We start from the raw sequence: 15808 nt of genomic DNA, 5'->3' as shown, positions 1-15808 counted from the left end.
CGTTAAAACACACACCTCGAAATATGGCGGATTGACACCGATGTTCTAAAGGAGCTGTAATTATGCGTATTAGCAAGCTTGTTTTAACAATGATGCTTTTGGGTGCAACCTGCGCAGTTCAAGCAGAAGAATTAAACGGTACTCTGAAAAAAATCAAAGATAACGGTGTGATTGTCGTGGGTCACCGCGAATCATCAGTGCCATTCTCTTACTATGATAATAATCAGAAAGTTGTTGGCTACTCACAAGACTATTCCAACCTCATTGTTGATGCAGTGAAAAAGAAACTCAATATGCCTGATTTACAGGTGAAATTGATCCCTATCACCTCGCAGAACCGTATTCCATTACTGCAAAACGGCACATTTGATTTCGAATGTGGCTCCACAACAAATAACCTAGAGAGACAAAAGCAAGCTGCCTTCTCTAATACTATTTTCGTGGTCGGAACTCGCCTGCTGGCGAAAAAAGACTCCGGTATCAAAGACTTTGCTGATTTAGCTGGCAAAAATGTGGTTGTAACTTCAGGAACCACATCAGAAGTGATCCTGAATAAGTTAAATGATGAGAAAAACATGAAGATGCGCATTATCAGTGCTAAAGACCACGGTGACTCATTCCGTACTTTAGAATCTGGTCGTGCGGTTGCCTTTATGATGGATGATGCCCTATTAGCTGGTGAGCGCGCAAAAGCGAAACAACCGGATATCTGGGAAATCGTAGCAAAACCGCAAACTGAAGAAGCTTACGGCTGTATGCTGCGTAAAGATGACCCACAATTCAAAGCATTAGTTGATGAAACTATCTCAACTGCACAAAAATCTGGCGCAGCGGAAAAATCATTCGACCGCTGGTTTAATCAACCAATCCCACCGAAGAACCTGAATCTGAAGTTTACGTTATCTGATGAAATGAAAGCGCTGTTCAAATCACCAAACGATAAAGCATTAAACTAATAAAAAAGACAAACAGGGTGTTACTGAAGTAGGAGTCGCAAGGCGGTCGTTCCCGCCTTGCTTTCTCTTATTGCGGTATTCGGGACAATCAAATTGCCCACAGGAAGTCATATTATGTCAATTAATTGGAACTGGGGGATATTCCTTGAGAATGCCCCATTTGGGAATACCACCTATTTAGGGTGGCTAATATCTGGCCTAGAAGTCACTGTCACGCTATCCATCTGCGCTTGGATCATCGCCTTTCTAGTTGGCTCATTTTTCGGTATTTTACGCACAGTACCTAATCGCTTTTTAGCCTTTTTAGGGACTGCTTACGTTGAATTATTCCGTAACGTTCCGCTGATTGTTCAGTTCTTCACTTGGTATTTAGTGATCCCTGAACTGCTACCACAATCCATCGGAGATTGGTTTAAAATGGAGTTAGATCCTAACTACCAGTTTTTCCTCTCTTCCATGCTATGCCTTGGCTTGTTTACGGCTGCGCGAATGACTGAGCAAGTTCGTGCTGCCATTCAATCTCTACCAAGAGGGCAACGTAATGCCGCGCTTGCGATGGGGCTAACTCTGCCACAAACCTATCGCTATGTACTGCTACCGAATGCTTATCGCGTCATTTTACCACCGATGACTTCGGAAATGCTGAACTTGGTAAAAAACTCTGCTATCGCATCCACTATCGGGTTAGTGGATATGGCGGCACAAGCAGGAAAATTACTCGATTACTCCGCCCATGCTTGGGAATCTTTTACAGCAATCACGCTCGCATATGTCGGTATCAACTTGATTATTATGCTGCTAATGAGCTTGCTTGAGCGCAAAGTGCGCTTACCCGGCACACTAGGAGGACGCTAAGATGGCTTATCAATTTGATTGGAGTTCCATTGAGCCAAGCATCCCATTCTTAGTGGATGGCTTTATTATCACAGCCAAAATTACGGCAGCTGCCATTGTAGTTGGGATTTTATGGGGAACCGTACTCGCCGTTATGCGTTTATCCAGCATTAAGCCACTGCGTTGGCTGGCGGCCTTTTACGTCAACACCTTCCGGTCAGTTCCATTAGTTATGGTACTGTTTTGGTTCTATTTAGTTGTGCCTAACATATTACAAAATGTTCTAGGCTTATCACCAAAAAATGATATTCGTTTAATATCCGCAGTGGTAGCCTTCTGTCTTTTTGAAGCGGCTTACTACTCTGAAATTATCCGTGCAGGTATTCAAAGTATCTCGAAAGGTCAGGCAAGCGCCTCCCTCGCTTTAGGTATGACCCAAATGCAAACCATGCGTTTAGTCGTATTACCGCAAGCATTCAGAGCGATGGTGCCATTATTGCTGACCCAAGGTATTGTATTATTCCAAGATACCTCTTTAGTGTATGTTCTTGGGCTAACCGACTTCTTCAGAACCGCGACCAATATTGGTGAGCGTGACGGTACGCAAGTCGAAATGATACTCTTTGCGGGACTCATCTACTTTATTTTCAGTTTCGGCGCTTCAATGCTGGTGAATTATCTTAAGAAAAGGACTGTTTCATGATTACCCTGAAAAATGTATCGAAATGGTATGGCCAATTTCAGGTGCTCACAGATTGCACAACTGAAGTCAAAAAAGGCGAAGTTGTGGTTGTATGCGGGCCGTCTGGTTCTGGTAAATCCACATTAATAAAAACAGTAAATGGGTTGGAGCCAATTCAACAGGGTGAAATTTTCGTTAACGATATCCAAGTTAATAGCAAAAAAACTGACCTTGCGAAGCTGCGCTCAAAAGTCGGCATGGTGTTCCAACACTTTGAACTGTTCCCTCACCTTTCCATTATTGAGAACCTAACATTAGCGCAAGTTAAAGTGTTAAATCGCGACAAAAAAGCCGCTGAAGCTAAAGGCTTAAAATTACTGGAGCGTGTGGGATTGGCGAGCCATGCCAATAAATTCCCTGCGCAGCTCTCTGGTGGTCAACAGCAACGTGTCGCTATCGCTCGCGCGCTGTGTATGGATCCGATTGCCATGCTGTTTGATGAACCAACTTCTGCCCTCGATCCAGAAATGATCAACGAAGTGCTGGATGTTATGGTGGAGTTAGCGAATGAAGGTATGACCATGATGGTGGTAACACACGAAATGGGCTTTGCGAAAAAAGTGGCTAACCGTGTGATTTTTATGGATGAAGGGAAAATCATCGAAGATAGTAAAAAAGAGGATTTCTTCGCTAATCCGAAATCAGACCGCGCGAAAGATTTTCTGGCAAAAATCTTACATTAATCTCGCTTTAGGTTGCAGAAAGTCCGACAGGGCTTTTTGCAACTTTTCCCTCAACGTTTCTTACCCGCACAAAATTCACCTCGTTTTTTTGATTGTCACTTTTCTGCGCTTGAAATCTCTTAAAAAATTATCTAACGTGTTCTAAGTTCAAATAAAATTGCGAACAAAGCGAATTCACCCTGAAATAGTTCAAGTTTTAGGTAGTAAATTGAATTATGATAGGCGATACGCTTATTATTTTGTGCGCGCTCTTAGTTTCATCAACGTATCGCCAACCACTATGTAGCACAAAATATAACAAACAGCTGAAACAGCAAGACCAAGTCCCTGTAAATTCATCTAATCGACGATTCATCGTTTTTTACAGACACAATGGCTTTCGGCATTGTTGTTTTCATGTGTGATCCGCTATGCTATGCGGATCCATTTTATAGAAAAGACATTCACCTGCTACAGACTAAACTGTAGCGATTATTCACCATAGGATTATCGGTGCCATGCAAGAACAATATCGTCCAGAAGATATAGAGCCTAAAGTACAGCGTCACTGGGATGAACACCAAACGTTCAAAGTGACAGAAGACAACAGCAAAGAAAAATACTACTGCCTGTCCATGCTACCTTACCCTTCTGGTCGACTACACATGGGCCACGTTCGTAACTACACCATTGGTGACGTGATCTCCCGCTACCAGCGTATGCTGGGTAAAAACGTTCTGCAACCAATTGGTTGGGATGCGTTTGGTCTGCCAGCTGAAGGTGCTGCTGTTAAAAATAACACCGCGCCTGCACCATGGACTTACGCCAATATCGATTACATGAAAGGTCAGCTGAAAATGCTGGGCTTCGGTTACGATTGGAACCGCGAAGTGACCACCTGTACGCCAGAATATTACCGTTGGGAACAGTGGTTCTTCACTAAGCTGTATGAAAAAGGCTTGGTCTACAAAAAAACCTCCGCAGTAAACTGGTGTCCACATGACTTAACCGTTCTCGCAAACGAACAAGTTATCGACGGCTGCTGCTGGCGCTGCGATAGCCAAGTTGAGCGTAAAGAGATCCCTCAGTGGTTTATCAAAATCACCGACTACGCTGAAGAACTGCTCAATGACTTGGACAAACTGGAAGATTGGCCAGAACAAGTTAAAACCATGCAGCGCAACTGGATTGGTCGCTCAGAAGGTGTGGAAATCACTTTTGATGTTGCCGACCGTGCAGACAAATTAACAGTCTACACCACCCGCCCAGATACCTTTATGGGCGCGACTTATGTGGCGGTTGCTGCAGGTCACCCATTAGCGCAAGAAGCTGCCAAAGCGAATAGCGAATTAGCCGACTTTATCGATGAGTGCCGTAATACCAAAACCGCAGAAGCGGATATGGCAACCATGGAGAAAAAAGGTCTGGCAACAGGTCTGTATGTCGTTCATCCATTAACCCAAGAAAAATTACCAATTTGGGTCGCGAACTTTGTTCTGATGGAATACGGCACAGGCGCAGTGATGGCCGTTCCAGCTCACGACCAACGTGACTGGGAATTTGCCCATAAATACAACCTACCAATCAAAGCAGTGATTGCAGATGCTGAAGGCAACACACCTGACTTATCTCAAGAAGCGATGACTGAGAAAAATGCCCTGATCAACTCAGGTGAGTTTACTGGTTTAAGCAACGAAGCTGGCTTCAACGCGATCGCAGATAAACTGGTTTCGCTTGGTGCGGGTCAACGCAAAGTCAATTATCGCTTACGTGACTGGGGTGTTTCCCGTCAACGTTACTGGGGCGCGCCAATTCCAATGGCAACCTTAGAAGATGGTACCGTAGTTCCAGTTCCTGAAGACCAATTACCGGTTATTTTACCGGAAGATGTCACCATGAACGGTATCACTAGCCCGATTAAAGCGGATCCTGAGTGGGCAAAAACCACCATTAATGGTCAACCAGCGCTGCGTGAAACCGATACGTTCGATACCTTTATGGAATCATCTTGGTACTACGCACGTTACACTTGCCCACAATACGATGATGGCATGTTGAACCCAGAAGCAGCAAACTATTGGCTGCCAGTGGATCAATACATCGGCGGTATTGAACACGCCATCATGCACTTAATGTATTTCCGCTTCTTCCACAAATTAATGCGTGATGCAGGTCTGGTGAACTCTGATGAGCCAGCAAAACGTTTACTGTGCCAAGGTATGGTTCTGGCTGATGCCTTCTACTACACCGGTAGCGATGGTCATCGTGTATGGGTTTCTCCTGCGGATGCAATTGTTGAACGTGATGACAAAAACCGTATTACTAAAGCGGTAGACAGCGAAGGCCATGAACTGGTTTATACTGGTATGAGCAAGATGTCTAAATCTAAGAACAACGGTATCGACCCGCAATTAATGGTCGAAAAATACGGTGCTGATACCGTCCGTCTGTTCATGATGTTCGCTGCGCCACCAGAATTAACGCTGGAGTGGCAAGAGTCTAGCGTTGAAGGGGCTAACCGTTTCGTTCGTCGTGTATGGCGTTTAGTTCATGAACACGCACAAAAAGGTGCAACTCAGCCATTAGACATCAGCGCATTAACTGCAGAACAAAAAGATTTACGTCGCGACTTACATAAAACCATCGCGAAAGTGACTGACGATGTGGGTCGTCGCTACGCATTCAACACCGCTATCGCAGCGGTCATGGAATTTATGAACAAGTTAGTTCGTGCTCCACAAGAAACTGAGCAAGACCGCGCTTTAGTTCAAGAATCTCTGGATGCTATCACGCTGATGTTATCGCCAATCATTCCACACGCTTGTTTCGAAATGTGGAAAGCATTAGGTCACAATGACGATATCGATTTTGCAAGCTGGCCTGTGGCTGACGAACAAGCCATGATCGACGATACTAAACTGGTTGTTGTTCAAGTTAACGGTAAAGTACGCGGTCGTATTACGGTACCTGCTGATGCTAACCAAGAATTCGTTCTGGAAATGGCATCACAAGAAGGCAGCGTCGCGAAATACCTCGAAGGCGTTAGCATCCGTAAAGTCATTTACGTACCTGGTAAATTACTGAACTTAGTTGTTGGCTGATAAGGAGCCCAAGTGCGCTATCTGATAACTCTATTTCTCAGCCTGTCGGTGCTCGTCACCGCAGGTTGCGGTTTTCGTCTTCAAGGAACCACGCAACTTCCCGAAGAACTGAAAACGTTACAGTTAAGTTCTGGCGACCCATACAGTTACCAAACTCGTGCGGTCAGGGAACAGCTGCGACTCAATAACGTGACTCTGCTCGATTCTGGTCGTGCTGATGTGCCTATTTTGAAAATCGTAGGTTCAACAGAAAGCACCGATACCGTCTCGATTTATCAAGATGGTAAAGCGGCGGAGAAACAACTGACACTGGTCATGAAGGCGCAAGTGTTAATGCCGGATGGCGCTATTTATCCGCTGGAAACAAAAGTTGTGCGGACTTTCTTTGATAACCCGTTAGAAGCGCTCGCAAAAGATGCTGAGAACGAGATTGTGAAGCAAGAGATGCAACAACAAGCAGCACGTAACATCGTGCGCAAACTGCTTCTGGTTCACAGTGCTGAGTTAGAAAAAGCGAAAGCGCAAGCGGCTGAGAAACCTGTTGCCGAATAATGATACGCATTTATCCTGAACAGCTGGCCTCTTCGTTACAAGAGTCTCTAAGAGGCCGCTATCTCGTTTGGGGCTCCGAGCCCCTTCTTATTCAAGAAAGCCAAGATGCTATCCGCCAAGTTGCACGCCAGCAAGGTTTTGAAGAGCATTTTACTTTCGCTTTAGAACAAAATACGGATTGGGATGAAATTTTTAGTCTCTGCCAAGCGCTGAGTCTATTTGCCAATCGCCAAATGCTCACCCTGTTCTTGCCTGAAAATGGCCCGAATGCAGCGATGGCAGACAAGCTAACGCAGCTTGCAGGTTTACTTCATTCCGATCTGCTATTAGTTCTACGCGGACATAAACTCACCAAAGCGCAAGAAAATAGTGCTTGGTTCAAAGCCATCAGCCAAGATGGTATCTATGTCAGTTGCCTAACGCCTGAATACCAGCGTTTGCCGCAGTGGGTCTCTAAACGTGCTAGCCAAATGCGGCTCTCATTAGAAACTGAAGCAAACCAATTACTTTGCTATTGCTATGAAGGTAATTTATTGGGATTAGCGCAAGCGCTGGAGAGACTTTCCCTGCTCTATCCGGATGGAAAGCTCACTTACCCTCGTGTCGAGAGTGCGGTGAATGATTCCGCCCACTTTACGCCCTACCATTGGGTTGATGCGATCCTAGCCGGTAAGCCGCGCCGTTCATGGCATATCCTTGAACAGCTCAAGCAAGAAGATGTTGAACCTGTCATTTTACTGCGAGCTATCCAACGGGAATTAATGTTGCTGATCACGTTAAAACGTCAATCCGCTACCACCTCATTAAAAACGCTATTTGACCAACATAAAGTTTGGCAAACCCGTCGAGGATTGTTAGGCGAGGCGCTGCAACGTTTGAGCTTACATCAATTACAATCTGCGTTAATGCTGCTCACCCAAGCTGAAATTCACACTAAGCAGGATTTTTCTCACTCTTCATGGCCGGATTTGCAATCTCTTTCCATGGTGTTATGCGGTAAAACCGATGCTGAACATTTTATTTTGCCGCGATAATAGCCGGTAGCTCAGTAAAACACAGATAAACAAATCACCTGATATCAAATGGTAATGAATGATGAACGCTAAACCACAAGGTCTACAAGCGCTATTTGGGGGAACTTTTGACCCTATTCATTATGGGCATCTACGCCCTGTTGAAGCATTAGCTAATCAGGTGGGACTGCAAAAAGTGATTTTGCTGCCAAACCATGTTCCACCTCATCGACCTCAACCGGAAGCTAGCCCTACCCAGCGATTAGAAATGGTAAAACTGGCCATTCAAAATAACCCGCTGTTTACTGTTGATACGCGAGAACTCCAGCGAAACACCCCCTCTTTTACAATCGAAACGCTCAGTGAATTGCGTCAAGAACTTGGTCAGAAACAGCCTCTCGCGTTCATTATTGGTCAAGATTCCCTGTTATCCATTAATACCTGGCATGGCTGGACTCAGCTATTGGATAAATGCCATCTGCTGGTCTGCGCGAGACCAGGTTACGCCACACATTTTAGCGATCCTGACATGCAACAGTGGATGCAACAGCATCAAGTACAAGACCCGCAAATATTGAGCCAAACGCCCTGTGGTTCGATTTTTATTGGCGACACACCGCTGGTTAATATTTCAGCAACTGAAATACGTGAACAACTCAGCGAAGGTCAGGCTTGTGAGGATTTACTGCCTCGTGCGGTTTATCACTATATTCAACAGCAACATTTGTATCAAAAATAAGCAATTTTATTTCTATTAACCAAATAGGAATATCAGCAAATAATTTATTCTCTTTTATTCACTTAATTTCGATTTAATTAATTGCACAACTCAGCGCTTATTCTAGAATATTGATACGCAAGAGATAGGGATATTTTATTTGTAAAGTTACGATAATTATCTTGCCCAATGGATAAGATATCCCTATAAATTGCCCTCTTACGCCAATAAAAAATAATTTAGCCGATTTTTGTGAAAATCTGGGGTAAAATGGCGACACTTTGCTAGGGGGAGCCCCCTAGAAAGCACAATGATGAATAGTCTTTAACAAGAATAGTGTTTAACAAGAGATTCTCTCAATTTGAATGAAAGGTGAACCTTTTGCAAGGAACTGAACTCCAACAATTTATTATCGATCAACTTGAAGATGCGAAAGCTGAAGATATCATTTCGATCGATGTCCATGGGAAATCAAGTGTTACTGACCAAATGATCATCTGCACAGGGACCTCAACTCGTCACCTGATGTCTGTGGCTGATCGTTTAATTGATGCGTGCCGTAAAAATGGCTTAATGCCTCTCGGTGTTGAAGGTCAAGGCATTTCAGACTGGATTGTTGTCGACCTTGGTGATGCCATCGTCCATATCATGCAAGATGAAAGCCGCCGCATGTACGAACTTGAAAAGCTCTGGAGCTGAGTTTGAAATTACAACTCATCGCTGTCGGAACTAAAATGCCGGACTGGGTACAGACCGGCTTTATGGATTACCTTCACCGTTTTCCCAAAGATATGCCTTTCGAATTAACCGAAATCCCCGCAGGAAAACGTGGAAAAAATGCAGACATCAAACGCATTCTCGAAAAAGAAGGTGAATTGATGCTTGCCGCTGTCGGCAAAGGCAATCGTATCGTCACACTGGATATTCCAGGAGATCGTTGGGATACACCCAAATTAGCCGTACAGTTAGACAAGTGGAAACAAGATGGTCGTAATGTCAGTCTGTTAATTGGTGGGCCTGAAGGACTTGCTCCGGCATGTAAAGATGCCGCAGAACAAAGTTGGTCGCTATCACCACTAACACTACCCCATCCGCTAGTTCGCGTCCTTGTTGCCGAAAGTCTTTATCGGGCATGGAGTATTACGACTAATCACCCATATCATCGGGAATAGTTAGGAATTAATTTGTACACAATGGCAATGGGATGAAACAACAACGCACCCCTTTTCGCGACCATACCGCAGAATCAGTTTTGTTTATTCGCCGAGCATTAATTGCTTTCGGCGTCATTGTCATACTTACTTCAATCCTCGTGACCAATTTGTATCATCTACAAGTCGTCCGTCATGACGATTACCAAACACGCTCAAATGATAACCGCATTAAATTGGTGCCGATAGCGCCTAGCCGCGGCATTATTTATGATCGAAAAGGCACTCAGTTAGCCCTCAATAGCACCTTTTATCAGCTAGAAATTGTTCCTGAAAAAGTCGATGACTTACAGGAAACACTCGACAAGCTACGGGATGTTGTTGACCTTACAGACGAAGATATCACCAACTTTGAAAAAGAGCGTAAACGCTCTCGTCGCTTTACCTCTATTGCGCTGAAAACGCAGCTAAATGAAGTTCAAGTTGCCCGCTTTGCCGTTAATCAGTATCGCTTTCCCGGCTTAGAAGTGAAAAGTTACCAGCGTCGCTCATACCCGTATGGTTCCGCATTAACCCACGTTATCGGCTACGTCGCAAAAATTAACGATAAAGACGTCGAACGCCTTGATAAAGAAGGGTTATTACCAAACTACGCTGCCAGCCATGATATCGGTAAATTAGGTATTGAGCGTTACTATGAAGATGTTTTACATGGTAAAACGGGCTACGAAGAAGTTGAAGTCAATAGCCGTGGCCGAGTGATCCGCCAATTACACGAACAGCCACCGCAAGCAGGTCGTGATGTCTATTTAACTATCGATCTCGAATTACAGACTTATATTGAGAAAATCCTCACCACCAGCCGTGCCGCAGTCATCGTCACAGACCCGCGTAATGGTGAGATCCTCGCGTTGGTTTCCACACCAAGTTACGATTCAAACTTGTTTGTGAATGGAATTTCCAACAAAGATTACCAAGACCTGTTAAATAACCCTAACAGGCCGTTGATCAACCGCGCGACTCAGGGCTTATATCCACCCGCATCGACGGTGAAACCCTTTATCTCTGTCGCGGCATTAAGCGAAAAAGTGATTACGCCAAACACCACAATCTACGATCCAGGCTGGTGGCAACTCCCTGGCTCAGAAAAACGCTATCGTGACTGGAAACGCTGGGGACACGGTAAGCTAAATGTGGTCAAATCGATTATTGAATCCGCGGATACCTTCTTCTACCAAGTCGCTTATGACATGGGGATCGATCGTCTATCCGATTGGATGACCCGCTTTGGTTATGGGGAATATACGGGTATTGACCTTTCTGAAGAGCGTCAAGGCCTGATGCCGACCCGTGAATGGAAACAAAAACGTTATAAAAAGCCATGGTACCAAGGGGACACCATCCCAGTCGGGATTGGTCAAGGTTATTGGACATCAACACCAATCCAAATGTCTAAAGCACTGATGACGTTGATTAATGACGGAAAAGTCAAAACACCTCATTTGCTGTATGGAACCAAACTTGGTGATGCCATGGTGCCTTATGAAGACAAAGAAACTCGACAAATTGGCGATATCCATTCTGGATATTGGGAACTGGCCAAAACGGGTATGTACGGCGTAGCCAATGCACCAAATGGTACCGGTAAGCGTAGTTTCGTCGGGACGCCTTATAAAGTGGCTGCAAAATCAGGAACGGCGCAGGTATTTAGTTATGAAACCTATAATGCCAGCAAATTAGCCGAGCATTTGCGTGACCATAAACTAATGATTGCTTATGCACCTTATGATAAACCCACTATTTCCGTTGCCATTATTTTAGAAAACGGCGGAGCAGGCCCTGCAGTTGGTGATATTGTTCGCCAAATCTTTGACCATGTCCTGTTAGGTGATAACAACACCCAAGTCGAAAGTACGGGTGCCAGTGCAGAGGAAGATCGTTAATCATGACTGACGATAAGAGAAAATTATCACTATCAACACGTCTGCACATTGATGTGCCTATGTTATTAATCATCATCGCCTTACTCGCTTATAGCGCCTTCATCATGTGGAGCGCTAGCGGGTTAGATCCTGATATGATGGAGCGAAAACTAGGGCAAATTTTTTCCGGTTTTGTAGTGATGATCGTGATGGCGCAAATTCCACCTCGCATGTATGAAAGCCTCGCACCACACCTGTTTATTTTCTGCGTGATTCTATTAGTCTTCGTTGATGTGTTTGGGCAAATCAGTAAAGGGGCTCAGCGCTGGCTAGATTTGGGCTTTGTACGATTCCAACCATCAGAGATTGCGAAAATCGCAGTGCCGCTCATGGTGGCTCGCTTTATGAACCGCGACTCATGCCCGCCGACCTTTAAAAATACCTGTATTGCCCTCGTGTTTATTTTTGTCCCAACATTACTGGTAGCGGCTCAGCCAGATTTGGGTACCTCGATCCTTGTTGCTGCATCAGGGCTATTTGTCCTATTTTTAGCGGGAATGAGCTGGCGTTTAATTGCCGTTGCTGCCGTCGCCGTTGCCGCCTTTATTCCGATGCTCTGGTTCTTCTTAATGCATGACTATCAGAGAGCGCGAGTCATGATGCTACTTGACCCAGAAAGTGACCCGTTAGGTAAAGGCTATCACATCATCCAATCTAAAATTGCGATTGGTTCTGGTGGTTTAATGGGTAAAGGCTGGTTGGAAGGTACTCAGTCTCAACTAGAATTTTTACCTGAACGTCACACCGACTTTATTTTCGCTGTATTAGCTGAAGAGCTTGGATTGATTGGTGTCTTGATCTTATTGGGTCTTTATATCCTATTGATTATTCGTGGGCTATACATTGCAGCAAATGCGCAAAACACCTTCGGGCGAGTCATGGTCGGCGGATTAATCCTAATCCTATTTGTGTATGTGTTTGTTAATATTGGTATGGTGAGTGGTATTCTACCTGTCGTGGGAGTTCCCCTCCCCTTAGTGAGTTATGGGGGCTCAGCCTTAATTGTTTTAATGGCTGGATTCGGTATTATCATGTCTATCCATACCCACAGAAAATTTTTATCTAAGAGTTTATAAAATGAGGCTTAGTATGCGTTTACAATGGATTATGCTCGCCATGGCAACCACATTACTCAGTGGGTGTATTAACGAAGACGTTAAGCAGCAGCCAACAGTACCCACCAATGTCCCTACACAAGATGTGTTGGGTGCTGAGCCACATTATGAGCCTTATCACCCAACGGCAAATAATGATTACCAGCGTAATGGCAAGCAATACCAAATTGTCCGTGAACCCGCGCAATTTTCCCAAGTGGGCTATGCGTCAATTTATGGTCAAGAAGCTTCCGGTCAATTGACTGCCATTGGTGAACGCGCTAACCCAGTAGAGTTAACTGCCGCTCACCCTACACTACCAATCCCAAGTTATGCTCGTATTACCAACATGATGAACGGACGTATGATGGTAGTTCGCATTAATGATCGTGGTCCTTATACTCCCGGTAAAAGTATTGCCGTATCCCGTGCAGTCGCCGATCGTTTAAATCTGATGACGACCACAAAAATTAAGATTGATGCCATCCAAGTTGCTCCAGATGGAAGCTTATCTGGGCCTGGAACTGTAGGTTCAAACTTTGTTAAACAAAGTTATGCCCTGCCGGATCGTCCACAATTAGGTTCCGGCCCATTAGGGACGCCAGTGATGCAAGAATCCCCAGCGCCAAGTAATGCCTTACCTGTAAAACAGCCAGCAGAGCCAATGCAACCAACGATGCCGGATATGAACATCAAGCAACCAGAACCTCAAGTTGCACCGAAAGCCACTGAGACAGAATCCGTGCCTGAACGTGGTTTCTTAGTTCAAGCTGGTGCTATCAGTAGCAAAGCGAATGCACAAAGTATGTTGGATAACTTAAAAAATCAGTTTAACGTACCGGGTCGTCTACAGCCTTACAATGGCATCTACCGTGTTCAATTAGGGCCTTTTGCAACGAGACAACAAGCCGTAGAGATACAATCTCGTTTGCAGTCTGAGCGCAATCAACAATCCATGGTTGTTGCCCCTTAATCACTCAATGACCGAATAATTTACGTTGCTGGGGGAAATTATTGATAGCTCCCCCTGCAACTTAAAGTACAACGGGTATAAACTAACGTAAATTTATCTGCACAGCGCAAGAGCTTCTTTTATCTGCCTTCGAACTTTTGCTAAACTGCGCTTTCTTGTGTTAACCGAATGTTGGATGTAATGATACAACCATGAAAAATGTCTCCTCATCACGCAATGTCTTTCTGCCACAAATCGTGCGTCAGACTGCGCTGGCTTCTGCACTGATCGTTTCTACTGTCACTTTTGCAAATGCGAATGAAGCGTTTCCAAATACTTCAGTTCCTGCTGCTCCAGCTATCGATGCTGAAGCGTATATCTTGATTGATTACAATTCAGGTAAAGTGCTTGCCGAAAGTAATGCAGATCAGCGCCGCGACCCTGCTAGCTTGACCAAAATGATGACGAGCTATGTCATCGGCCAAGCCATTAAATCAGGTAAAATTGGCGCGAATGACATGGTCACCGTGGGTGATGATGCATGGGCGACAGGCAACCCAATTTTCAAAGGCTCTTCATTAATGTTCTTAAAGCCAGGGGATCGCGTGAGTGTCTCTCAGCTAACCCGTGGTATTAACTTACAATCCGGTAATGATGCCTGTGTTGCTATGGCTGACTATGTCGCGGGGGACCAAGCTAACTTTGTTAACTTGATGAACACCTACGTGAATAAACTGGGCCTGCAAAATACGCACTTCCAAACCGTTCATGGCCTCGATGCAGCGGGTCAATACAGCTCTGCTCGTGATATGGCGTTGATTGGCCAAGCGCTGATCCGTGATGTGCCGGAAGAGTACGAAATTTATAAAGAAAAAGAATTCACATTTAACAATATCCGCCAAACTAACCGTAATGGTCTGTTATGGGATAAGAGCCTTGCGGTTGATGGGATCAAAACGGGTCACACTGATGCAGCAGGTTATAACTTAGTTGCCTCCGCAAAAGATGGCGATATGCGTCTTATTTCCGTCGTTATGGGTGGAAAGAGCAGCAAAGGTCGTGATGCAGAAAGCAAAAAATTACTGACTTACGGCTTCCGCTTCTATGAAACAGTGAAACCACTGCAAGCTGGCGTCGAATTTGCCACTGCCCCAGTTTGGTTTGGCGATGACAGCGAAATTAAACTAGGTGTGGTTGAAGACCTGTACCTCACGATCCCTCGCGGTCGTTTAAAAGACTTAAAAGCAAGCTACGAATTAACCACCACTGAAATCGAAGCGCCACTGAAAAAAGGCCAGCAAGTGGGAACGATTAGCTTCCAATTAGACGGTAAAACCATCGAACAGCGTCCTTTAGCGGTATTAAAAGATGTTGAAGAAGGCGGTTTCTTCAGTCGTTTAATCGACTACATCAAACTATTATTCCATCGTTGGTTTGGTTAATACTTGAAATTGAAATCAGTTAACCCCATATAGTTTGTATCTGAAAGCCTGTAGTGAATACAAACCCTGATGGGGAATGAATTGGCTGGCGAAATCTATTTTCTTCCAGCCAATTTTTATGCAGGCGCTAATCAATATTTTAGGAGTGCCCATGAAAACGAAATTAGGTGAACTGCTTGAGTTCCCATGTCCATTGACCTACAAAGTGATGGGCCTAGCGCAGCCAGAATTAGTTGACCAAGTCATTGAAGTGGTTCAACGCCATGCTCCAGGTGATTATGCACCAGACGTTAAACCGAGCAGCAAAGGTAACTACCATTCTGTCTCTATTACGATTAACGCGACTCATATTGAGCAAGTTGAAACGCTCTACACTGAGTTAGGCGCATTAGAGTTAGTGAAAGTTGTGCTGTAATTAGCAACAAGAAAACCGAGCCACCGGCTCGGTTTTTTATTATCCGTAATATCAGCTAAAAAATAACAAGTTAATAACAAGACAAACTGGTGGTAACGCGTTCACAGCGTTATACTGCCATTCATCTTTACAGCCTGTGGACACCGAATTTTGTCGAAGAATAGCATCATCATCCGCGACTTAGGTCTGGCTCC

Annotated in this window: 15 protein-coding genes; all 15 read left to right on the top strand. The window is 44.7% G+C overall.

Going from position 1 to position 15808, the window contains the following annotated elements; translation table 11 throughout:
- Nucleotides 1-62: 62 nt before the first annotated feature.
- The 15 genes from H0913_RS05460 to ybeD all read left to right on the top strand — a co-directional run bounded on the left by H0913_RS05460 (nucleotide 63) and on the right by ybeD (nucleotide 15614).
- Nucleotides 63-956, top strand: coding sequence for an amino acid ABC transporter substrate-binding protein (locus H0913_RS05460; protein WP_154604617.1), 894 nt, complete (start codon nucleotides 63-65; stop codon nucleotides 954-956).
- A gap of 114 nt (nucleotides 957-1070) precedes the next feature.
- A complete protein-coding gene (locus H0913_RS05455) occupies nucleotides 1071-1811 on the top strand; it encodes an amino acid ABC transporter permease (protein ID WP_006662330.1) in 741 nt (246 codons plus the stop codon).
- Between the two features lies 1 nt (nucleotide 1812).
- Entirely contained in the window at nucleotides 1813-2493 is a 681-nt protein-coding gene (gene gltK / locus H0913_RS05450; RefSeq protein ID WP_006660949.1) for a glutamate/aspartate ABC transporter permease GltK, read from the top strand.
- On the top strand, nucleotides 2490-3215 hold the full coding sequence (locus H0913_RS05445) for an amino acid ABC transporter ATP-binding protein (RefSeq protein ID WP_036947670.1): 726 nt from the start codon (nucleotides 2490-2492) through the stop codon (nucleotides 3213-3215). The genes gltK and H0913_RS05445 overlap by 4 nt, the downstream gene beginning before the upstream one ends.
- Before the next feature lie 497 nt (nucleotides 3216-3712).
- Nucleotides 3713-6295, top strand: a complete 2583-nt coding sequence (leuS, locus tag H0913_RS05440; RefSeq protein WP_154604616.1) for a leucine--tRNA ligase — start codon at nucleotides 3713-3715, stop codon at nucleotides 6293-6295.
- Between the two features lie 12 nt (nucleotides 6296-6307).
- Complete coding sequence (gene lptE / locus H0913_RS05435; protein ID WP_036947677.1) at nucleotides 6308-6847, top strand: LPS assembly lipoprotein LptE; 540 nt, start codon at nucleotides 6308-6310, stop codon at nucleotides 6845-6847.
- Nucleotides 6847-7881 carry a DNA polymerase III subunit delta gene (holA, locus tag H0913_RS05430; protein ID WP_181478112.1) on the top strand — a complete coding sequence of 345 codons (1035 nt, stop codon included), beginning with the start codon at nucleotides 6847-6849 and terminating at the stop codon, nucleotides 7879-7881. Before lptE ends, holA begins: the two co-directional genes overlap by 1 nt.
- A gap of 61 nt (nucleotides 7882-7942) precedes the next feature.
- A complete protein-coding gene (gene nadD / locus H0913_RS05425; protein WP_154604665.1) occupies nucleotides 7943-8599 on the top strand; it encodes a nicotinate-nucleotide adenylyltransferase in 657 nt (218 codons plus the stop codon).
- Between the two features lie 351 nt (nucleotides 8600-8950).
- Entirely contained in the window at nucleotides 8951-9277 is a 327-nt protein-coding gene (gene rsfS / locus H0913_RS05420; RefSeq protein WP_080675589.1) for a ribosome silencing factor, read from the top strand.
- A gap of 2 nt (nucleotides 9278-9279) precedes the next feature.
- Nucleotides 9280-9750, top strand: a complete 471-nt coding sequence (rlmH, locus tag H0913_RS05415) for a 23S rRNA (pseudouridine(1915)-N(3))-methyltransferase RlmH (RefSeq protein WP_006660942.1) — start codon at nucleotides 9280-9282, stop codon at nucleotides 9748-9750.
- Nucleotides 9751-9782: 32 nt separating this feature from the next.
- Complete coding sequence (mrdA, locus tag H0913_RS05410; RefSeq protein WP_154604613.1) at nucleotides 9783-11672, top strand: peptidoglycan DD-transpeptidase MrdA; 1890 nt, start codon at nucleotides 9783-9785, stop codon at nucleotides 11670-11672.
- A gap of 2 nt (nucleotides 11673-11674) precedes the next feature.
- Complete coding sequence (mrdB, locus tag H0913_RS05405; RefSeq protein ID WP_154604612.1) at nucleotides 11675-12787, top strand: peptidoglycan glycosyltransferase MrdB; 1113 nt, start codon at nucleotides 11675-11677, stop codon at nucleotides 12785-12787.
- A gap of 13 nt (nucleotides 12788-12800) precedes the next feature.
- A complete protein-coding gene (gene rlpA, locus H0913_RS05400) occupies nucleotides 12801-13778 on the top strand; it encodes an endolytic peptidoglycan transglycosylase RlpA (RefSeq protein ID WP_154604611.1) in 978 nt (325 codons plus the stop codon).
- Nucleotides 13779-13969: 191 nt separating this feature from the next.
- Nucleotides 13970-15199 carry a D-alanyl-D-alanine carboxypeptidase DacA gene (gene dacA, locus H0913_RS05395; RefSeq protein WP_132494210.1) on the top strand — a complete coding sequence of 410 codons (1230 nt, stop codon included), beginning with the start codon at nucleotides 13970-13972 and terminating at the stop codon, nucleotides 15197-15199.
- A gap of 151 nt (nucleotides 15200-15350) precedes the next feature.
- Nucleotides 15351-15614 (top strand): DUF493 family protein YbeD, encoded by a 264-nt coding sequence (gene ybeD / locus H0913_RS05390; RefSeq protein WP_006662335.1) that lies wholly within the window; start codon nucleotides 15351-15353, stop codon nucleotides 15612-15614.
- The last annotated feature ends 194 nt before the right edge of the window (nucleotides 15615-15808 follow it).

The sequence above is a fragment of the Providencia rettgeri genome (assembly GCF_013702265.1).
Taxonomy (GTDB): domain Bacteria; phylum Pseudomonadota; class Gammaproteobacteria; order Enterobacterales; family Enterobacteriaceae; genus Providencia; species Providencia zhijiangensis.
Note: the sequence above shows the minus strand (reverse complement) of the source record. Positions and strands in the feature narration are given on the sequence as shown.